The sequence below is a fragment of the Pantoea sp. BRR-3P genome (assembly GCF_039621635.1).
GTDB classification, from domain to species: domain Bacteria; phylum Pseudomonadota; class Gammaproteobacteria; order Enterobacterales; family Enterobacteriaceae; genus Pantoea; species Pantoea floridensis.
In genome coordinates this window covers 3,058,180-3,078,614 of sequence record NZ_CP155066.1, presented here as the reverse complement: position 1 = coordinate 3,078,614, position 20,435 = coordinate 3,058,180, and the positions used below count along the sequence as shown (strand labels likewise).

Below are 20,435 nucleotides of genomic sequence, written 5' to 3'. Positions count from 1 at the left end.
CATGACGCTATTACAACAGGGGAAAAGAGATCGTCTATGGGTCAAACGCTTCGCCAGCCGCGCTGCGCTGGGAGTCGCGGCTGCACATGACGTTGCGGCGCATTTGCGTCAGCTGTTGAGCACACAAGATGCAGTGCGCATGGTATTTGCTGCTGCGCCGTCGCAAAACGAGTTTCTCGCTGCGCTGATTGCGGAGAACGATATCGACTGGTCGCGTATTCACGCCTTCCATATGGATGAGTACATTGGACTCGATCGCGCGGCCCCGCAGCGTTTTGGTCAGTTTCTCCGTCAACACCTGTTTGATGCGGTGCGGCCGGGTGAGGTTCATCTGATCCCTTATGAGGGCGAACCGGCGGCAATTTGCGCCGATTACAGCCAAAAACTCCACGCTGCGCCGATTGACGTGGTGTGCCTCGGCATTGGCGAGAACGGGCATTTAGCCTTTAACGATCCGCCAGTGGCTGACTTCAACGATCCTTTCACCGTCAAGACGGTGCAACTGGATGCCGCCTGCCGTCAGCAACAGGTCAACGATGGTTGCTTCGCGACGCTGGACGCGGTGCCAACACAGGCGGTGACGCTGACCATTCCGGCCTTGATGAGCGGGGCGCGCCTGTTCTGCATGGTGCCGGGGGCCAGCAAACGTGCGGCGGTAAACGCAACGCTCAATGATGAACTCTCCACCGCTTGTCCGGCAACCCGGCTGCGCCAGCATCCGCACTGCACGCTGTATACCGATAGCGAAGCCTGCGCGGAGGTGACGTTTGACTAGTTCCATTTTGCGCGGCCGTGATTACCGCACGCTGCAACCGATTGAGCTGGAGATTGAGCACGGTTACATCATCAAGGTGCGTTCCCTGCGTGACGTTGAGGAGGATGTCATACTCGCGCCGGGTTTGGTGGATCTGCAGGTTAACGGTTTTCAGGGCGTGGATTTCAACCATTTTCCGTTCAGTGAACTGGATGTGCTGCATGCTACACGCGCGCTGTGGCAGCAGGGCGTGACCAGCTATTTGCCGACGGTCATTACCGCTATGCCAGAAGCGATCGACCAGGCCATGCAGCGGCTTGCCAGCGCCTGTGAACATTATGCGGACGTGGCGCGCGCGGTGCCGGGCTTCCACCTGGAAGGACCGTTTTTATCCCTGGAGGATGGTCCGCGCGGTGCACATCCGCGTGAGGCGATCTGCGCACCGGATATCGCCCTGTTCGACCGCTGGCAGCGCGCAGCACAGCGGCGTATCCGAATGCTGACGCTATCGCCGGAGTGGCCACAAAGCGGGGCGTTGATTCGGCATTGTGTGGCGCAGCAGGTGCGCGTCGCGATTGGCCATACTGCGGCAACGTCGGAACAGATTCATACGGCGGTGGAAGCCGGCGCCACGCTTTCTACGCATCTCGGCAATGGTGCGCATCTGCAACTGCCGCGTCATCCGAATTACATCTGGCAGCAATTGGCGGAAGACGCGCTGACGGCAACGCTAATTGCCGATGGCGATCATCTGCCGCCAGAGGTGCTAAAAGTATTTCTGCGCGCGAAAGGGGAGCAGGCATTGCTGGTGAGTGATGTGACCTCGTTTGCCGGACAGCCGCCGGGCATCTACCACACCGCTATTGGTGGCCGCGTGCAGCTTAGCGCCAGCGGACGTCTCAGCATGGCGGATGCCCCGCAGCTGCTGGCGGGCTCAGCGCGCGGGCTATTGGACGGCGTAAACGTTCTCTTGCGCCACAAGCTCGCCACGCTGGCGCAGGCGATTGAGATGGCATCGCTGCGGCCGGCGCGCCAGCTTGATCTGCCACAGCAGCAAGGTTTAGCGTGCGGCGCTCCCGCTGATGTGCTGCTGCTGGCGCCGTTGGCGGACGGGAGCGTGACGCTACGCGGCTGCGTAAAACAGGGCGCTCGGGTGTGGAGTCATGACGCTGCGGCGTAACAGCCGCAGATTATCTTTCTAAGTTAAACAACCACTTATCCACCGCTGCGCTTTGTTGTTGCGGACAAATCACGACGTTTTGCCAGGCTTACTCTTTGTAGGGATTTGTTGTCTACATCAAAAACCAGAAGAATGGAGGCCTATCGTGAGCTATCAAACCGTCGTGGAACTCAAGTCGCTGGCGCAGCGCAAACCCACCAAATTTACCGTGGGTGATACCGATGTGGTGTTGATTCGTGACGATGAGCGGGTACAAGCGTTTCAAGCCAAATGCCCGCATGCGGGTGCGCCGTTAGAGCAGGCCGCAGTATGTGGCGACAAGCTGGTGTGCCCGTGGCATAAAGCGGTGTTTCAGCTGCAGGATGGTCAGATGTGCGAGCCGCTGGCGCTGGCTCATCTGAAGCGTTATCCGGTGCGCGTTGAACAGGGCAAAGTGCTGGTCAATCCGCAAGCGATGTCGCCCGCCAGTTCGCCTTCTCCTCAAGGTCAATCCCCGGTTTGCGTGATCCTGGGTTCCGGTGCTGCCGGTAGCGCTGCGATTTGGACGCTGCGTGATGAAGGCTTTAACGGACACATCGTCTTGATCGAGCGCGAATCACCGGCGCCTTACGATCGCACGGCTTTGAGCAAATTTGTGCCGTCGGGAAAAATGGCGATTGAGGATGTGCCAAAACTGTTAAAGCAGGATGTGCTGGGCGCGGTGGAGCGGATTCAGGGAGAAGTAGAACAACTCAAAGCACATGAGCAAACCTTGATTCTCAAGGGCGGCCAACAGGTTAAATTCGATCAGCTGCTGATTGCCAGCGGTGGCGTGCCGAAGCCGTTGGACATTCCAGGCAAAGATCTGGACGGCGTGCATCTGTTGCGCTCGCTCAATCAGGCCGATGAACTGCTGAAAGAGATAGATAAAACCGAGCAGCTGGTGATCATTGGCAATAGCTTTATTGGTATGGAGATGGCGGGATCGCTGCGCAATCGTGATGTGGATGTCACGGTGATTGCGCGTCATCCGCTGCCCTTTGCTAAACAGTTTGGCGAAGAGATTGGCCGCCACTTTTACGATCTGCACCGCAGCAACGGCGTGAAGTTTGTTGAGGGCGATCCAGTGGCGCTGGAGGGCGAGGGCAAGGTAAAGGCGGTGCGGTTAAAAAGCGGCAACACGGTGGAGGCCAGCCTGGTGCTGTTTGGAACCGGCGTGGTGCCTGCCACGCAGTTTATTCACGACCTGCCGCTCGAAGAGGATGGCAGTTTGCTGACGGATAGCCAGCTGCGTGTGGCTGACAACATTTGGGTGGCCGGTGATATTGCCAGCTATCCTTCGGTGCGCGGCCCGCAACGTATTGAGCATTATCGCGTGGCACATCAGCAGGGGCGCATTGCCGCACTGAATATGCTGGGCAAACAGATAATGTACGATCGCGTGCCGTTCTTCTGGACCGCACATTACGGTACGCGCTATGAATATTTAGGCCATGCGGAAGAGTGGGATGATTATCGTCTGCTGGGATCGCTGCAGGATAAGCGCTTTATCGCCTTCTATTGCCGCGAAGGAATGATTGCGGCGGTGTGTTCTGCCGGGCTGTATACGCTGACGGCAGCGCTGGTGCAGCAGATGCAGCAGCCAATGACGCTGGCGCAGGGGATTGCGCTGTATGAGGCGAGTCAGGGGTAAAGTGCGCGCAGCCCCCTCATCCCAACCTTCTCCCGCCAGCGGGAGAAGGGGGCCGTCCGAGCTAACTATTTCCTCTCCCGCCTGTGGGAAAGATAGATGCTGCAACATGCTCGATCGGTTCCCTCTCCCGCTGTCGGGAGAGGGTTAGGGTGAGGGGCAAGCCGCTCCGATTATTGCTTACTCAATGCCTCTGACTTCGCCATGCAGGCCTGCATCGCGTTGATCACCGCAGCGCGGAAGCCTTTCTCTTCCAGCACTTTTACCGCTTCAATGGTGGTGCCGCCTGGTGAACACACCATATCTTTCAGCTCGCCCGGATGCTTGCCGGTTTCCAGCACCATCTGCGCCGAGCCTTTAACCGCCTGCGCGGCAAACTGGTACGCCTGCGCCCGCGGCATGCCGCCAAGCACTGCCGCATCGGCCATCGCTTCAATAAACATAAACACATAGGCGGGCGCCGATCCGCTCACGCCAACCACCGCGTGAATAAGATATTCGTTCACCACCGCCGCTTTGCCGAAGCTTTCGAAGATGCTGACCACTTCATCCACTTCATGCGGTTCAACCAGCGCGTTTGGCGTCACCGACGTCATGCCTTCATTCACCAGCGACGGTGTATTTGGCATCACGCGAATGATTTTACGATCGTGGCCCAAGACTGAGGCTAACGAATCCAGCGTCACGCCTGCGGCAATCGATACGACCAGCACGTCTTTTTTAAGTTGGCCGGCAAGATCTTTCAGCACTTTGAGGATGACGTTGGGTTTTACCGCGCCAAAAAGAATATCGACTTCACGCGCCATGCTTTCAACGCTTGCGGCGGCGGTTACGCCGTATTGCTGCGCCATCTCCTGGTTGGTTGCCGGCTTACGGTCACACACCCAGATATTGGCCGGGGCGATTTTTCCGCTATTGACCAGTCCGCTGATGATGGCTTTTGCCATATTGCCGCAGCCAACAAACCCGATTTTTTTCTCCAGCATCGCATTCTCCTTCACGTGGTTCATTTTTCTGTGGGGATAAGCTTACGTTAGCGGCCATGAATAACAAGGCTGGCAGTTATCAAAAACAGTTGCCATTCTTCAGCAGCACGGCAAGATCAGCCACATTCTCCGCGAAAAAGGATTCACTATGTCGATTTGGGTTGATGCTGATGCCTGCCCCAATGTCATCAAAGAGGTGCTCTACCGCGCCGCCGAGCGTGCCAAGGTTACCGTGACGTTCGTCGCCAACCAGCCGTTACGTGTGCCGCCGTCGCCGTGGCTCAAGACGCTACAGGTCGCCGCCGGTTTTGACGTGGCTGATAATGAGATTGTAAAACGCGTGCAGCCCGGTGAGCTGGTCATTACTGGCGATATTCCGCTGGCGGCGGAAGTGCTGGAGAAAGGGGCGGCGGCGTTGAATCCGCGTGGGGAACGCTACTCGGCGGATACGATTCGTCAGCGCTTGACCATGCGTGATTTTATGGAAACTCTGCGCGCCAGCGGGATTCAGAGTGGCGGCCCATCGACATTGAGCCAACGCGACCGCCAACTGTTTGCTAACGAACTGGATAAGTGGCTACGTCAGCGGTAATCAGACGAAGCTGTCATCGTCATCAAAGTCGCCGCCACTGCCAAAGTCGCCAAAATCATTGTTATCCGCCAGGTTGTTATCCCAACCTGAGTTATCGTTCAGGAAGGCACTGTTGCTGTCGTTACCGTTAAAGGTATCGAGGCTGTTATCCACCTGCGGCAGCGCGGGTTCATTGATAATGTTCACGATCTCTTCCGGCTGCGAGTGGTGGAACATGCTGGTCAGCATATCCGCCATGACCACGCCTCCGGCCACGCCCACCGCCGTCTGCAATGCGCCGCCCAGGAAACCGGTACCGCGCGCCGGCGCTGCACCATATTGCTGCTGCGGCGGCGACGCATACTGTTGCTGAGGCTGTGGCGGTGGATTGCCCCATGCCGGTTGCTGCTGTTGTGATGCTGCCGGGCGTGAGCCGCCGCCAAACAGACTAGAGAGAAAGCCGCCGCTGCTCTGCTGCGGCGCCTGTTGCTGCTGCGCCTGCGCCAGACGATTTTCCAGATCGGTGACCTGCGCATTAAGCTTTTTCAGCGCGGCCTCCTGAATCAAAATCGCCTGCGACATGTAGTAGGGCGCGCCCGGCTGGTTCTGTAAATGCTGTTTGATTAATTGCTCGGCACCCGCATCACGCGGGCCGCTTTGCGTTTCAGCCTGTTTCAGACGGCTGAACAGACTTTCAATGAGTTGTTGTTCTTCGCTTTGCATGGGGAATCCTCCGTTTGCGACTTATCACACTATATGAGGGTGCGAACAGAGAAAGTAAATCAACGGCCTGGTAAGGAAATGTTGCCTGCTCTTACATTTAGCCTGATGCACGTTTCAAGCATTGTTTTTCTTTTATTTAACAAAGAAGTAGCTCAGCCAAGCGCTGAAATATGCGTAAATCGTGCCTGGCGGGTGGCTGATAAAATAAAATCCAGGTATTATGCGACGCATTATTGACCTGATGACGTTGCCCGTGCGGCACATTACGGCGGAGGATGAGCCCGGATGTCATTACCCATCTATCTGATCGGCGCACGCGGTTGCGGTAAAACCACTGTTGGCCAGGCGCTGTCGCAAGCGTTGGGCTATGCCTTTAACGATACCGATCACCATCTGCAACTCAGCACGCAGCGTAGCGTGGCGGAGATTGTAGCGTCTGAAGGTTGGGAGAGTTTTCGCGCGCGTGAAACTGAATCGCTGCGCGCCGTCACTGCACCTAACACCGTCATCGCCACCGGCGGCGGCATGATATTGGCTGAGGTCAACTGCCGCTTTATGCGCGAACACGGTCAGGTGATTTGGCTCAATGCGCCATCGGATGTGCTGGCTGAACGGCTGGAACATCAGCCGGAAGCGGCGCAGCGTCCCACCTTAACCGGGCGTCCGATTGCCGAAGAGATGGGCGATATTCTGCGCGAGCGTGCGCATCTTTATCGTCAAACGGCGCATCACGAAGTCAACGCCATGCAATCACCCGATCGCGTGGTGGAACATATACTGCAGTCGCTTTCGCTCGCCCGCGCCAGCTAAACCCTCAGATTTCTCTCTCTTTTTTTGCAGCGATCCTCCGTTGTCTATACTGAATGGTAGGCAGAGGATCACTGCTGCCCGTGGACAACTGATAGAAGAGGGAAAATTATGCCAACTAAACCACCCTATCCGCGTGAAGCGCGCATCGTCACGGTTGAAAAGGGTTCGGCGGATCAAACCGTCACCTGGTATGAATTACGCGCCGACCATCCCAAACCCGATACCCTAATTAGCGAACACAAAACGGAAGCCGAAGCGCAAGATGCGAAAGAGCGCTATGAGGATGCTGGCAAAGATTGATTAACGTCGAAAAAGATTAACGTCGGCTGGCAAGGATGCTAGCACATAATTAATTACCGCCTGTCACTACATGCTTTTTTATATTTCCGCAAACGCGCTGTCATCCTCAAATAAATCTGCATACTTTCCTGCTAACTATTTATCTGGCCTGATAACATCTTTCAATTTTCTTTTTCCACCGTATTTTCTGCTGTCCTAAATTTAGTGGCAACGGCGCGGCTCAAAATTTGCGCTTGACGCATAAAGCCGTGCGTTTTACTTTCGAGATCTTGATAGAGGAACTCAGTTCCATATAGTGAAACAGGCGCCATGACCACACTCGAAAATGCCTCTGCCGTATTAAAGCTGTTCCAGCGCTTTGGCGTGACGCAAGGCCATCCGGGCCTCACCTTTACCGAGGTGGTTGACGCATTGGGTTTGCCAAAAAGTACGGTGTCGCGCCTGCTGGCAACCATGGAAAATGAAGGCTTGCTTGAGCGTGATGTCGAGAGCCGTTGCTTCCAGATTGGCCGCGTTCTGCTCTCGGTGGCTGGTCACTATCTGTCAACGCCGCTGGTAGATAGCGCTTCAGCACCGATGGCGCGTCTGGCAGCCAGCAGCGGCTGCATGGGCTATATCTCGGTGCTGGATGGCGACGATGTGCTGGTCATGCGCATGTATCACGGTCGCTTCTTTACCCAGCTGGTGACGCCGCCGGGCACGCGAGTTTCATTAACCGGCACCTCGACCGGACGCGTGCTGCTTGCACAGCTCAGTGATGAGGAGGTGCGCGACCGTTTTGCCAGCCACTGGCAGGCGGCTTCGATGAACTCACCGCTCACGCTGGATGATTTATGTCGTGAACTGGCTGTGATTCGCCAGCAGGGCTGGGCACTGGCGCGCAATGAGACGCTGCCGGGCATCAGCTCTTTGGCCGTTGCGGTAACCAATAAACATCGCGGAGAAAGTGCCGCGCTCTGTCTCTCGTTTTTATCGCAAGAGGCGGCGCCCGGTTATCCGGAGACGCTGCTCAGTGAACTACGCGCAACGGCTGCACTGATGGCCGAAAAATACGGCGCATAATCCTGTTTAAACAGGAAAACCCTATTTTTGTTTTAAAGGCGTTTATTCGCGCCACACCAGGGAAATAACAGGTCTTCGGACCTGCTTATTTCAATAATCAGGGAACGATTAAATAAATATGTGGATGTCCCGCGTGTCGGGCGTTGCATTTTAAATGCGTTTTCTTCAGGGTGAAAATACGGGGATATCATGCGTCAAAATAATCCAATAAAAAGTGTTGGCGTTGCCTTAATGCTGGTTCTGCTTTCTGTTGCAGGGGCCATTATTGGGGTTCAGCTTATTACCACCATTGGGGTAACACCCAATACGTCTATTATTGGCGCGCTGTTTGCCATGCTGCTGGCGCGTATTCCTCTGCAATGGTTTCGTCGCTACCGTTCGATAGAAGTCCAAAACCTGGCGCAGACCGCGATCTCCTCAGCCACCTTCGGCGCAGCCAACAGCCTGCTGATGCCGATTGCCGTGCCGTGGGCGCTGGGTGAACCGCAATTGGTGCTGCCGCTGTTTGTCGGCGTCAGTGCAGCGATGCTGCTGGATGCCTATTTACTCTATCGCCTGTTTGATACGCGCGTGTTCCCGGCCAGCAATGCGTGGCCACCGGGCGTGGCGGCAGCCGAAGCGATCAAAGCCGGTGATAAAGGCGGTCGTCAGGCGTGGCTGCTGGTGGTGGGGATTGTCGGTGGCATTGTCGGCTCAATGTTGAAAATCCCCATGTCAGCGTTTGGTACTGCATTTATCGGCAATATCTGGGCGCTGAGCATGCTCGGATTGGGGTTCCTGCTGCGTGCTTATGCGCAACCGGTTGCCGGTATTGACATCAACGCACTCTATATTCCGCACGGCGTGATGGTCGGTGCTGGTTTGGTCGCGCTGATTCAGGTGGTGCAGGTGATTCGCAGCCGCCGCAACGATCAGGTTAACGTCAGCCGCAGCGACAGCGAAGTGAAGCGTTCGCTCGGTTTCGGCACCGTGGGTTACATCGTCATCTCCACGCTGCTGGCGCTGGCGGGCGGATTATGGAGCCAGATGGGGCTGCCGATGCTGGTGCTGTTTATTGTTTACGCCGCGTTTGCTGCCTTTGTGCATGAACTGATTGTTGGCATCGCCGCCATGCACTCGGGCTGGTTCCCCGCCTTTGCGGTGGCGCTGATCACGCTGATTCTTGGGATCCTGCTCGGCTTTCCGCCGCTGGCGCTGTGCCTGCTGTGTGGTTTCACCGCCGCCACCGGCCCGGCATTTGCCGATATGGGCTATGACCTGAAAGCCGGCTTTATTCTGCGCGGTAACGGCGCGGATGTGCAGCAGGAGCTGTGGGGCCGCCGCATTCAGCTGATCGCCGCGATGATCGCCTTTGTCATCTGTATTCCGGTGGTGTGGTATGCGCACACCATTTTCTTTGCCGAAAATCTGCTGCCGCCGGTGGCGCGCGTCTATGCCAAAACGATTCAGGCCGGCGCGGAACCGGGTATCGCCGGTAACCTGCTGATGTGGGCGATTCCAGGCGCCATCATTCAATTGATCGGTGGGCCGAAACGTCAGCTTGGCGTGCTGCTGGCAACCGGTTTGCTCATTAACAATGCCGCTGCCGGTTGGGCAGTGATGGTAGGCATCGCGCTGCGTATCCTGATCCTGCGCGTGTGGGGCGAGCGTGGACGTTCACCGATGGAGGTGATGGCCGCTGGATTTATCGCGGGCGATGCGCTCTACAGCTTCTTCCATTCACTTTTTGCCAGCAGCACCAAGAAATAATCCAGGGAAATTATTATGAGTTTACAGCAGACACTGCAGGTTTTTGAGTTACTCGACAGCGCCTACATTGATGGTCAGCAGATCGTGGATCTCTTTGCGGCTTATCCCGGTGTGACGGCGAGCACCAAACGCGTCAGCGGGCCGAAAGGGCGTACCGATTTTGTGCGCATCGATATCCCCGGCGCGCAGGGCAAAAGCAACGGCGGCAACGCGCCGACGCTGGGAATTATTGGTCGCCTCGGCGGCATCGGTGCGCGCCCAACGCGCATTGGCATGGTCTCTGATGCCGATGGCGCGGTGGCGGCGGTGAGCAGCGCGCTGAAGCTGGCGCACATGCAGACCAAAGGCGACGTGCTGGCGGGTGACGTGATCATCACCACCCACATCTGTCCGGATGCGCCAACCCGTCCGCACGAACCGGTCGATTTCATGGATTCGCCGTGCGACGACATCACCATGAATGACAATGAAGTGATTGCGGGCGTCGATGCGATTCTCTCGATCGATACCACCAAAGGGAATCGCATCCTTAATCACAAAGGTTATGCGCTGTCGCCGACGGTGAAAGAGGGCTACATCCTGCGCGTCTCGGAGGATTTGCTGCGCATTATGGAGATGACCAGCGGCAAACCGGCGGTCACTTTCCCGATCACCACGCAGGACATCACGCCTTACGGCAACGGGGTTTATCACCTCAACAGCATTCTGCAGCCCTCCACCGCCACTGATGTGCCGGTGGTCGGCGTGGCAATTTGTGCCGAATCGGTGGTGCCGGGCTGCGGTACCGGCGCCAGCCATGAAGTGGATATCGCCTCTGCGGTGAAGTTTGCGGTAGAAGTGGCGAAGGAGTTTGGGCGTGAAACCTGCCACTTCTATGACCCGCAAGAGTATGCGCTGCTGCTATCTTTGTATGGTAGCCTCAGCCACCTGCGCAACCGGAAAGCCTGATAATGAATACGTCTCTGGTCACACTTACGATTGGTCAATCACCGCGCAGCGACATTCTGCCGCTGCTGCTGGAGCATTTACCCGCTGAACAGGTGGCACATGCTGGACTGCTCGACGGCCTGACGCTGGCCGACGTTGAACAGCAGTACGCGCCCGCGCCGGGTGACAAAGTACTGGTCTCGCGCATGACCAGCGGCGAGCAGGTGCGCCTGTCGGCACCCAAAGTGGAGCAGGAATTGCAGCGAAAAATCAACGCGCTGGAACAGCAGGGCTACGACACTATTCTGCTTTTGTGCACCGGCGAGTTTGGCACGCTGAAAACGCAATCCGCCTTGCTGCTGGAGCCGGATCGCATCATTCCGCCGCTGGTGCGTGCAATTGTGCAGGAGCACAAAGTGGGCATTGTGGTACCGGTCAAAGAGCAGATTGCCGAGCAGGCCAGTAAATGGCGCAATCTGAACTGCCCGCCGTGTTTTGCGGTTGCCAGCCCTTACCTGGCAGAGCAGTCGGATCTGGTGGAAGCAGGATTGTCGTTGCAGGAGCAGGGGGCGGATGTGGTGGTACTGGATTGCATCGGTTACCACCAGAAGCACCGTGATTTCCTGCAGAAAATGCTGGGTATTCCAGTACTGTTATCGAACGTGCTGGTGGCCAAGCTGGCAGCAGAATTGATCGTCTAATGCGAAGAGATCACAACTTGCGATCTGTGGCGCTATTTCGCGTGACAGATCAGCGAGTTCCTTAGTAATCTGCCAGTCACGATAATGTGCTGTGAGGAAGTAATATGCTCAATACGAGTGAGTATTTCGACGGAAAAGTGAAATCCATTGGTTTCGACAGCGTCACCATTGGCCGTGCCAGCGTCGGCGTGATGGCGGAAGGTGAATACACCTTTGGCACTGCTCAGCCGGAAGAGATGACGGTAGTCAGCGGTGCACTGAAAGTGCTGCTGCCGGGCGAAACCGAGTGGAAATGGTACGAAGCCGGTTCCGTTTTCAGCGTACCGGGCCAGAGCGAATTCCATTTGCAGGTGGCCGAGCCTTCTTCATATCTGTGCCGCTACTTGTAAGACTTAAAATGGCCGCGCGATGCGGCCATTTTTTAACGCCAAATCTTCACATCAAGCAGTTGTGTCTGTTCCTCAGGCTTGTCACCTATCTTCGCACTGATTGGAACCATCACTTTCAAATCATCGATCCACGCCTGACGTGACACGAGTGCCGGCTGTTTATCAGATTCAATCAGGCAATCCACGCGTAAATAGTGACCGCTGAACGCGGGGGTAATTTCGTGAGCGTTGCCGCCTTCGTAAACATTGCAGGTTTCACTTTGATAACTTTCGCTGACCCTTTTCACCGGGTCCTCATTGATCAGCACACTTTTATACTGCTGCCCGGCATGCAACGGGTAACGTAGCGTGGTGTCCAGCTTTTTAAGTCGAGTCGGATAGGAAGCTATCGACATGGCAAATTCGAGTTGTGTGTCGTTTGCTAACGATAACCGCTGTACTTTCCAGATACCGTAATCTTCAAGTTTGCGAATAAAGCCTTGCTCGTCTACATCCATGAGTACTTTGACTTCACCGCTACGATTTTTCTCTACCCAGCTGATCTGACGAAAACGTGGCGTCGCCCAAGGATGAATAATCGATTTTGCCTGCTGCTGCACTGAGGCAGATAAAGGAAATCTTGCCATGACAGAGGAAGGATTAGCGCTTAGGTCGGGTAGCACAGGCATGGCTGTTGTGCTGAGAGGCTTGTGTGTAGCGGCGGTAAAGCGCCCCAGCGCGCGAAAGTGCTGCGGATCGGCCAGCGAGCAAAGCTGAATGAAGTTTTTTTCCAAAAGCGTTGTTAACGGAAAAGAGGATTTTCGCCGCTCAATATCTGCACTATCGAGCGAGTCAGTCACATAGCCATTTTCATCAATATCCTGCGCAGACACAGGAATATGTAATTGCGTTTTACAGTTAAAGCGGTAATTTTCAACTTTCAGCGCATAAGGTGCATCGTACGGTGGATCGAAGTCCTTAGCTGCATAATCGTAACCAACACGTACCTGCAATTCATCGCCGTCGCGCTTTAGATTAGCGATGTCAATCAACGCTGTGCTGCCATACTTATCTTCGGTTTGAATTTTTTCCCACACGACAGCTCGCTCGGGTAGCGAGCAAATCCGTTTAATGATTTCAGGATCCTGGTTTGGGCCGGGCTGTGGGGCCAGATAGTGGCTGAATTCAGAACCATAAAAGCGGCCTTTTGTCGACCCATCATTATCTAGGAAGTTACGATAGAGTGCTTCAGCGCGTAGCGTTTTACAGTCGTAGGCTTGCCACACTTGCATGGCGCCGCCTTGTTTTCCGGCCAACGCAACCATGACATTAAGACGATCACCAATACGCACTGCATTGAGTCGGGTAATGACTGGTTCGCTGAAACTACTGACGGTGAATAGTGAGAGTGCGCCGAATAATACCGCGCGTTGAATTGAAGAAGACATATGCAGAATCCCTTTGCCGAAAGAAGAGGCTATCGGCAGCGCAGGGCAAAACTTAAGGAAGACGTTTTGCCCTGCATTGTCATCGTCGTTAACGCTTCGCTTCGCCGCCTAACGCTTCCACCAGATTAGCGATCAGCGCGGCCAGTTCGCTGGTCATCAAAATGAAATCGGCATCGAAACGCTGAGCGAAATCATCGCGGTCAATGTCATCATTCTGCTCACGCAGCGTGTCGCTAAACTTCAGGCGTTTCACCGAAGCATCATCGGCGATGACAAACTGAATGCGTTCCTGCCAGTCGAGCGCCAGCTTAGTGACCACTTTACCGGCTTCAATATGCGTGGCGATTTCATCGGAGATCAGATCCTGCTTCTTGCAGCGGATCACGCCGCCATCTTCCAGCATCGCCTTCAGCTCGGCTTCATCCATCAGGGCAAAACCGGCCGGCAATTCACCGGAACGCACCCATTCAGTCAGCGTCAGCTCGATCGGATTCTCCAGCGTCAGCGGCACCACCGGCAATGAACCGAGGCTTTTACGCAGCAGTGCCAGCGTATCTTCGGCTTTTTTGGCGCTGGCGCAGTCAACGATGATCAGGTTATTGACGGTATCGATCCACATAAACGTCTGGCTAAAGCGGCTAAACGCGCGCGGCAGCAGGCTATGCAGCACTTCATCTTTCAGCGAGTCTTTCTCGGTCTTCTTCAGCTTGCGGCTCTGTTCCGCCTCCAGCTTGTCGATTTTGGCTTCCAGCGCCTGTTTCACCACCGGCGATGGCAGGATCTTTTGCTCGGTGCGCGCGCAAATTACCATCTGACCGTTGATTTCATGCGTCAGCGCTTCGCTGCGGTTGCCCATCGGTGAAACCCAACCGGTTTTCGCCATATCCTGGCTGCCGCACGGGGAAAAGGTAAAGGCGTCGAGCTGCTTTTCCAGATCGTCTGCGGACAGCGGAATGTCACGATTCAGACGATAAACCATCATATTTTTAAACCACAACATCGGGATTCCTTACCGTGGGTGCGATCGGGCGCACAAGTCTCAAAGTCAGCGCGCATGATAGCGAAACATCGGATTCGTTTCATTGCCTTTCCCGATTCAGCCTTCTACTGTATTGGTCACCAGAACGAATAATGAGGAATAAATCGTGCGGATTGGGATTGATTTAGGCGGCACTAAAATTGAAGTGATTGCACTCTCCGATCGGGGACAAGAGTTGTTCCGCCATCGCGTCAATACGCCGCGTGATGACTACGCTGCCACGGTTCAGGCGATTGTCGATTTAGTGCTGTTAGCGGAAGAGAAAACCGGGCAGCAGGGTACCGTCGGCATCGGCATTCCGGGCACGATTTCGCCTTACACCCAGCGGGTGAAAAATGCCAACTCCACCTGGCTAAACGGGCAACCGCTGGATAAGGATTTGGCGCAGGCGCTGAATCGTGACGTGCGCATCGCCAATGACGCGAATTGTCTGGCGGTTTCCGAAGCGGTGGATGGAGCAGGCGCCGGAAAGTCGCTGGTGTTTGCGGTGATTATCGGTACCGGTTCAGGCGCGGGCGTGGCGATTGGCGGCGAGTCGCGCATCGGCGGTAACGGTAACGCCGGCGAATGGGGCCACAATCCGCTGCCGTGGATGGATGAAGATGAGCTGCGTTACCGCGCGGAAGTGCCGTGTTATTGCGGGTTGCAGGGATGTATTGAGACGTTCGTGTCTGGCACCGGTTTTGCCATCGATTACCAGCGTTTGAGCGGTAAGGCTTTGAAAGGGGCTGAGATCATTAAGCTGATTGAGCAGCAGGATCCCGTGGCAGAGCTGGCGATGAATCGCTACGAAATGCGCCTGGCGAAATCGCTGGCGCAGGTGGTGAATTTACTTGATCCGGATGTGATTGTGCTGGGCGGCGGAATGAGCAATAACGATCGTCTGTATCAAACCGTGCCGGCGCTGATGAAGCAGTGGGTATTTGGCCGTGAGTGTGAAACCCCGGTGCTGAAAGCGGTGCACGGTGATTCAAGCGGCGTACGCGGTGCGGCGTGGCTGTGGCCGGTGAAGGGTTAACAGAGGTCGCCATGAATGGCGACCCAACACAACCCGCATATGCCGTAGGGTCGCCATTGATGGCGACCTGCAAACATCACTCACCTATTAACATCGAATCCTGCGGCGCGTTATCGCGTTGTGATTTGGTGGCCAGGAAGTAGACGTAACCCACCGCCATAATCGCCACGAATAAGCCACCGATCACCGGGTTAAACCACAGCATTGCCACCAGACACACCAGCGACAGCACCAGCGCAATGCCCGGCACAATCGGATAGCCCGGCGCGCGGAAGCTGCGTTCCATTTCGGGTGCCGTGCGGCGCAGTTTAAACAGGCTCAGCATGCTCATCAGGTACATCACAATCGCGCCGAACACCGCCATGGTGATCATCGCGGCGGTTAACGTCATGCCCTGCAAATTGACGAAACCATCGCTGTAAATCGCGGCGATCCCTATTAAGCCACCGGCGATAATCGCGCGGTGCGGCGTCTGGAAGCGTGACAGTTTCGCCAGGCTTTGCGGCAGATAACCGGCGCGGGCGAGGGCGAAAAACTGGCGGGAATAGCCCAGAATAATGCCGTGGAAGCTGGCGATCAGGCCAAACAGACCGATCCATACCAGCATATGCATCCAGTTCGAGTGCTCACCAACAATCATCTTCATCGCCTGCGGTAGCGGATCGTTGATGTCAGACAGCTTGCGCCAGTCGCCCGCGCCGCCGGCCAGCAGCATCACGCCAATCGCCAGCACCACCAGCGTCATGATGCCGGTGATGTAGGCTTTAGGAATGGTTCGTTTGGGATCTTTGGCCTCTTCGGCTGCCATTGCGGCACCTTCAATGGCCAGGAAGAACCAGATGGCGAACGGAATGGCAGCGAAGATACCGGAGAGCGCAGGCATGCCAAAGTGATCGCTACCGGCCCAGCCGTTGGCGGCGAAATTGGCGATGCTGAAGCCCGGCGATACCACGCCCATAAACACCAGCAGTTCAAGTACCGCCAGCACGGTGACCACCAGTTCGAACATCGCTGCCAGTTTCACGCCCAGAATATTCAACGTCATAAACACCACGTAAGCACCCACCGCAGCGGTTTTCGGATTGAGATCGGGATATTGCACGTTGAGGTAGGCGCCAATCGCCATCGCGATAGCGGGCGGTGCGAACACGAACTCAATCAGTGTGGCCAGGCCGGCAATCAGGCCGCCGGTTTCACCAAAGGCGCGGCGGCTATAGGCAAACGGGCCGCCGGCATGCGGAATCGCGGTGGTCAGTTCGGTAAAGCTGAAAATGAAGCAGGTATACATAGTGGCGATCATCGCGGTGGTGATCAAAAATCCCAGCGTGCCCGCCACGCCCCAACCGTAACTCCAGCCAAAATATTCACCGGAAATCACCAGTCCAACCGCGATGCCCCACAAATGCAGGGTGCCCAGCGTGGGTTTGAGCTTAGTCGTCATCATCTTCTCCCCGTCGTCATTGTTGGTGCGGCAGCTTCACCGCGCTTTTTTATTGTTTGCGCTACAGTGAAGTGATAATGCCGCCGCCTTATGCGGGAAAACTTGACGCGGGCGCAGTGAGTTTTGTCCTCCACGGTCAACTCTGCGGCAAGAAAAGTGCCAGATGCACGCTGCGGTCAACTTTGGGTTGTCTGCGGTCAAGCGGTCAGGACGACGTCATTCCATGCTGATAACACGTGCTTGATGCTGGAGACTGATGAATGAGTGCCGAACAATCCGATACCTTAACCGATGCGGAAATCACCTTATTGGCGCACCAGGCGCTGGCCCGTTTTCCTGCCGCGCTGTGCGGGGAGCTGAAGCTCCTGTGTCGTTCTGAAAATGCCACTTTCTTATTGATGGCGGCGGGCAAGCGTTATGCGCTGCGGCTGCATCGTCCTAATTATCACAGCAAAGCAGATATTCTGAGCGAACTGCTGTGGCTGGATGCGCTTCGCGATACCGGGATTATGGTGCCGCAGGCGATCCCCACCAGCGAGGGTGAAACCGTGCTAACGCTGCCGATGGCGGATGGCGGCGAGCGCTACGCGGTGCTGTTCCATTGGATCGAGGGGGAGATGCCAACTACCGATGTCGATCCCAAAGCCTTTCAGCAGCTGGGACAGATTACCGCCCGCCTGCATCAGCACAGCCGTAGCTGGCAGAAACCGGCCGCTTTCCAGCGCATCATTTGGGATCATCACACCATGGTCAGCGATCGCAGCCATTGGGGACGCTGGCAGGATGCGCCGAATCTTAATCCGGCCGATCACGGCATCGTTGCGGAGGCGGTGGCGCGAGTGGGGCAAGAGCTGCAGGGCTTTGGCAAAGGCGCGGATCGTTATGGTTTGATCCACGCCGATCTGCGTCTAACCAATCTGCTGCTGCACAAGGGCGAAACGCGGGTGATCGATTTTGATGACTGCGGGCTCGGCTGGTATCTGCACGATCTGGCGGCGGCGGTCAGTTTTGTCGAGCACCATCCACGCGCTGCCGAATGGGTAGATAACTGGATCCTCGGCTATGAAAAAGTGGCCCACATCAGCGATGAAGAGATGGCGCTGGTGCCGACGCTGCTGATCCAGCGGCGTATTCAGATGACAGCGTGGATGGGATCGCACGCGGAAACCGACATGGCGCGGAGTCTGGGGCCGCAGTGGGCCGATCATTCGGTACGGCTTTGCCGCCGTTATCTGGAAACCAATCAGCTGCCGCTCGGCGTTTGATGCACCAGCAGTGAGCAGCTTTGCGCTGTCACTGCGCAATTGAGGTCGCCATCAATGGCGACCCTACGACAAAACCCGCAGATCATCCGCCTGGTATGAAAATTGCTGGAATCCTCCACCTGTTTCATTCACGCCACCCTGTGAGGTTCTAATGCAATCAATGATGACACCGACGGCAGCGTTTAGCGCGTTATCCGTCAGCGCCAGCAACCGTGGCGTGCTGGCGGCGGCGGCCACTGGACTTAGCGCGTTTATTACGGACAAGGGCGGCGATGTCGATCGCATCTTCGGTATCAGCGGGATTAACTCAGAGCTGTTGGCAAGCCCAACGTTAAGTCTGGGGTTGGTGAACTATTGTCGCGTGATGGAGGAGGCGGCACGTCACTCCGGTTTTGATAACTTCGGTTTGCATTACGGCAAGCAGTTCAAACCGCAGTCATTAGGCCTGATTGGTTATATCGGCCTGTGCTCGCCGACGCTGGAGCAGGCGCTGCATAACGTAGTGAATGCCTTTCCGTGGCACCAGCATGATACGCTGACGCGGCTGGTGGATAAGGGCGACTGCTGGCGGCTCGATTACCAGGTGCGCCACGGCGCCATTCTGTCGCGGCGTCAGGATGCAGAGCTGACGCTCGGCATGTTCCTCAATTTGATCCGCCACGTTGCGGGGAGAAACTGGGCGCCGCGCGAGGTACATTTCGAACATCCGCGTCCTGAACAGTGGCACGAGCACTGCAAAGTCTTTGATGCGCCCGTGTGGTTTGATCAGCCGTTTAACTCCTTATTGATCCCGAAGCGCGATCTGTTGCGCACCATGCCAGAGCAGGATCCGATGCTGCTGATGGTAATGCAGGATGCCATTCGTCGCCTTAACAGTTCTGCCAGCCTGCAAAGCGTGGTAGAACAGGCGCGCTCGCAGGTCAATCTCTCATTGATGCAGGGCGAACCGGTGCTGGAAGAGATTGCTGAAAAAATGGGGCTGTCGAGCTGGTCGCTGCAACGGCGACTGCGCGAAGAGGGGATCAGCTTCACGGCGCTGGTGGATAAGGTGCGCTGTGAGATGGCCACGCATTATCTGCAACAAAAGCAGCTGCCGATCTCGGAAATGGCGCTGCTGCTCGGTTACTCCGAAGTCAGCGCCTTTTCACGCGCCTTCCGCCGCTGGTTTGGCATCAGCCCGCGCCAGTGGCGCCAGGATGGGCTGGCGAGCTAGGGGCAAAACCGAACCACGCCGGTTGTTTGCGATCGGGCGGGGGCGGTAGGTCCTTGGTTTGGCCAATAAGTTGCCAGGCGCGCAGGCAAAGCGTTTCATCGCCTTGCGTCTGGGTCACCGCATAGCGCCCGCTGGTTTGCCACTCCAGACGCACCAGACATTGCTGACCAGCATAACGCGGGGCATCGCGGAAATGCTGGTTAAGCTGATGCTGCATCTCATCAGCCCATTTACAGGATGCGCTGCCCGGCTCGCTCTGCGGCTGGCACAGATTGACGATGCTATCCTGTTGCTTTGGCTGAGAATGCTGGCAGGCACTCAGTAAAGCAATAATCATTAACCCGCCCAATAATCCCATCATTCTATTAATTAAATTCATTAATATGCCTATTTTTCACTAAAGGTTTTCTCTCGCTCTGCCGACAGTCTACAGACCGACTCAATCAATGCTATGGCATTACTCTGACAGTCGGCAGAACCAGAATTTGCCGCAGTCTTGCGGTGTTATCCTTTCTTGATTCATGGATTAGAAATGCAGAAAAAATATGCCCTTGCGGCACTCTCCTTGTTAAGCGCGACGCTGATTAGCGGCTGTGCCACCGAATCGTCACGCGCCATTGAAGCGCCACAGGTACGCGCGGCCAGCCAGCCTGCGTATCAAGGCGTACGCAGCCCGATTGCCGTTGGACAGTTCGATAACCGTTCCTCGTATATGAATGGCATCTTCTCAGATGGTGTTGATCGTCTCGGCAATCAATCAAAAACCATTCTGGTTACGCATTTGCAGCAGACCAATCGCTTCAACGTGCTGGATCGTAGCAACCTGAAAGAGTTGCAGCAGGAAGCGGGCTTTAAAAAGAGCGAGCAGAATATCAAGGGTGCCAGCTACATCATCACCGGTGATATTACTGAGTTTGGTCGCAAAGAAGTGGGCGATCAGCAGCTGTGGGGCATCCTCGGTCGTGGTAAGAGCCAGGTCGCGTACGCCAAAGTGAACCTGAACGTGGTGGATGTGACCACGTCCGAAGTGGTGTATAGCGCGCAAGGTGCCGGTGAATACCAGCTGTCGGCACGTGAGATCATTGGCTTTGGTGGCACCGCCAGCTATGACTCTACGCTGAATGGCAAAGTGATGGATTTGGCGATCCGTGAAGCGGTGGATCACTTAGTGGATGGCATTAACAGCGGCGCATGGCGTCCAGCGAAATAAG

The 20,435-nt window shown here is 55.9% G+C and carries 21 protein-coding genes; 15 read left to right on the top strand and 6 right to left on the bottom strand.

Annotation, left to right across the window (positions count from 1 at the left end):
• Window position 1 precedes the first annotated feature (1 nt).
• The 3 genes from AAGR08_RS14370 to AAGR08_RS14360 all read left to right on the top strand — a co-directional run bounded on the left by AAGR08_RS14370 (window position 2) and on the right by AAGR08_RS14360 (window position 3,606).
• Window positions 2-775, top strand: a complete 774-nt coding sequence (locus AAGR08_RS14370; protein WP_345827187.1) for a glucosamine-6-phosphate deaminase — start codon at window positions 2-4, stop codon at window positions 773-775.
• Window positions 768-1,934, top strand: a complete 1,167-nt coding sequence (locus tag AAGR08_RS14365; protein ID WP_345827186.1) for an amidohydrolase family protein — start codon at window positions 768-770, stop codon at window positions 1,932-1,934. The genes AAGR08_RS14370 and AAGR08_RS14365 overlap by 8 nt, the downstream gene beginning before the upstream one ends.
• A 145-nt stretch (window positions 1,935-2,079) precedes the next feature.
• The gene (locus AAGR08_RS14360; protein ID WP_345827185.1) at window positions 2,080-3,606 is read left to right on the top strand and encodes an FAD-dependent oxidoreductase; all 1,527 of its coding nucleotides are present in this window, start codon (window positions 2,080-2,082) and stop codon (window positions 3,604-3,606) included.
• Window positions 3,607-3,776: 170 nt separating this feature from the next.
• Here AAGR08_RS14360 and proC read toward each other — a convergent pair whose 3' ends face one another.
• The gene (proC, locus tag AAGR08_RS14355; protein ID WP_097094768.1) at window positions 3,777-4,589 is read right to left on the bottom strand and encodes a pyrroline-5-carboxylate reductase; all 813 of its coding nucleotides are present in this window, start codon (window positions 4,587-4,589) and stop codon (window positions 3,777-3,779) included.
• A gap of 148 nt (window positions 4,590-4,737) precedes the next feature.
• Between proC and AAGR08_RS14350 the strand changes: the two genes are divergently transcribed.
• A complete protein-coding gene (locus AAGR08_RS14350; protein WP_097094767.1) occupies window positions 4,738-5,181 on the top strand; it encodes a YaiI/YqxD family protein in 444 nt (147 codons plus the stop codon).
• Here the strand turns inward: AAGR08_RS14350 and AAGR08_RS14345 are convergent, their stop codons facing one another.
• Complete coding sequence (locus AAGR08_RS14345) at window positions 5,182-5,883, bottom strand: DUF2076 domain-containing protein (RefSeq protein ID WP_345827184.1); 702 nt, start codon at window positions 5,881-5,883, stop codon at window positions 5,182-5,184.
• Between the two features lie 285 nt (window positions 5,884-6,168).
• Here AAGR08_RS14345 and aroL point away from each other — a divergent pair, with 285 nt between their 5' ends.
• From aroL to ppnP, 7 genes are all read left to right on the top strand, one after another.
• A complete protein-coding gene (aroL, locus tag AAGR08_RS14340) occupies window positions 6,169-6,693 on the top strand; it encodes a shikimate kinase AroL (protein WP_345827183.1) in 525 nt (174 codons plus the stop codon).
• Window positions 6,694-6,801: 108 nt separating this feature from the next.
• Entirely contained in the window at window positions 6,802-6,993 is a 192-nt protein-coding gene (locus tag AAGR08_RS14335; RefSeq protein ID WP_097094764.1) for a YaiA family protein, read from the top strand.
• Between the two features lie 309 nt (window positions 6,994-7,302).
• Window positions 7,303-8,055: an IclR family transcriptional regulator gene (locus AAGR08_RS14330; protein WP_345827182.1), complete on the top strand. Its 753-nt coding sequence runs from the start codon at window positions 7,303-7,305 to the stop codon at window positions 8,053-8,055.
• 189 nt (window positions 8,056-8,244) lie between these two features.
• On the top strand, window positions 8,245-9,804 hold the full coding sequence (locus AAGR08_RS14325) for an OPT/YSL family transporter (RefSeq protein WP_345827181.1): 1,560 nt from the start codon (window positions 8,245-8,247) through the stop codon (window positions 9,802-9,804).
• 15 nt (window positions 9,805-9,819) lie between these two features.
• The gene (locus AAGR08_RS14320) at window positions 9,820-10,752 is read left to right on the top strand and encodes a DUF1177 domain-containing protein (RefSeq protein ID WP_345827180.1); all 933 of its coding nucleotides are present in this window, start codon (window positions 9,820-9,822) and stop codon (window positions 10,750-10,752) included.
• 2 nt (window positions 10,753-10,754) lie between these two features.
• A complete protein-coding gene (locus tag AAGR08_RS14315) occupies window positions 10,755-11,432 on the top strand; it encodes an AroM family protein (RefSeq protein WP_345827179.1) in 678 nt (225 codons plus the stop codon).
• 104 nt (window positions 11,433-11,536) lie between these two features.
• On the top strand, window positions 11,537-11,821 hold the full coding sequence (ppnP, locus tag AAGR08_RS14310) for a pyrimidine/purine nucleoside phosphorylase (RefSeq protein WP_007887052.1): 285 nt from the start codon (window positions 11,537-11,539) through the stop codon (window positions 11,819-11,821).
• 32 nt (window positions 11,822-11,853) lie between these two features.
• On the opposite strand, the gene AAGR08_RS14305 is transcribed toward ppnP, so the two are convergent.
• Both AAGR08_RS14305 and rdgC read right to left on the bottom strand, forming a co-directional pair.
• Window positions 11,854-13,248 carry a hypothetical protein gene (locus AAGR08_RS14305; RefSeq protein WP_345827178.1) on the bottom strand — a complete coding sequence of 465 codons (1,395 nt, stop codon included), beginning with the start codon at window positions 13,246-13,248 and terminating at the stop codon, window positions 11,854-11,856.
• An 88-nt stretch (window positions 13,249-13,336) separates the two neighbouring features.
• Window positions 13,337-14,248, bottom strand: coding sequence for a recombination-associated protein RdgC (gene rdgC, locus AAGR08_RS14300; protein ID WP_097094758.1), 912 nt, complete (start codon window positions 14,246-14,248; stop codon window positions 13,337-13,339).
• 145 nt (window positions 14,249-14,393) lie between these two features.
• Between rdgC and mak the strand changes: the two genes are divergently transcribed.
• Entirely contained in the window at window positions 14,394-15,305 is a 912-nt protein-coding gene (gene mak / locus AAGR08_RS14295) for a fructokinase (RefSeq protein WP_345827177.1), read from the top strand.
• Window positions 15,306-15,381: 76 nt separating this feature from the next.
• On the opposite strand, the gene eat is transcribed toward mak, so the two are convergent.
• Entirely contained in the window at window positions 15,382-16,746 is a 1,365-nt protein-coding gene (gene eat, locus AAGR08_RS14290) for an ethanolamine permease (protein ID WP_097097586.1), read from the bottom strand.
• 260 nt (window positions 16,747-17,006) lie between these two features.
• On the opposite strand from eat, the gene AAGR08_RS14285 reads away from it, so the two are divergent.
• Together AAGR08_RS14285 and AAGR08_RS14280 are read left to right on the top strand one after the other, a co-directional pair.
• Window positions 17,007-18,011: a phosphotransferase gene (locus AAGR08_RS14285; protein WP_097094756.1), complete on the top strand. Its 1,005-nt coding sequence runs from the start codon at window positions 17,007-17,009 to the stop codon at window positions 18,009-18,011.
• 151 nt (window positions 18,012-18,162) lie between these two features.
• On the top strand, window positions 18,163-19,224 hold the full coding sequence (locus tag AAGR08_RS14280) for an AraC family transcriptional regulator (RefSeq protein ID WP_345827176.1): 1,062 nt from the start codon (window positions 18,163-18,165) through the stop codon (window positions 19,222-19,224).
• Here AAGR08_RS14280 and AAGR08_RS14275 read toward each other — a convergent pair.
• Window positions 19,184-19,603, bottom strand: coding sequence for a cell envelope integrity TolA C-terminal domain-containing protein (locus AAGR08_RS14275; protein ID WP_345827175.1), 420 nt, complete (start codon window positions 19,601-19,603; stop codon window positions 19,184-19,186). The genes AAGR08_RS14280 and AAGR08_RS14275 overlap by 41 nt on opposite strands.
• A 153-nt stretch (window positions 19,604-19,756) precedes the next feature.
• On the opposite strand from AAGR08_RS14275, the gene AAGR08_RS14270 reads away from it, so the two are divergent.
• Window positions 19,757-20,434: a CsgG/HfaB family protein gene (locus AAGR08_RS14270; protein WP_097094753.1), complete on the top strand. Its 678-nt coding sequence runs from the start codon at window positions 19,757-19,759 to the stop codon at window positions 20,432-20,434.
• Window position 20,435: the final 1 nt, after the last annotated feature.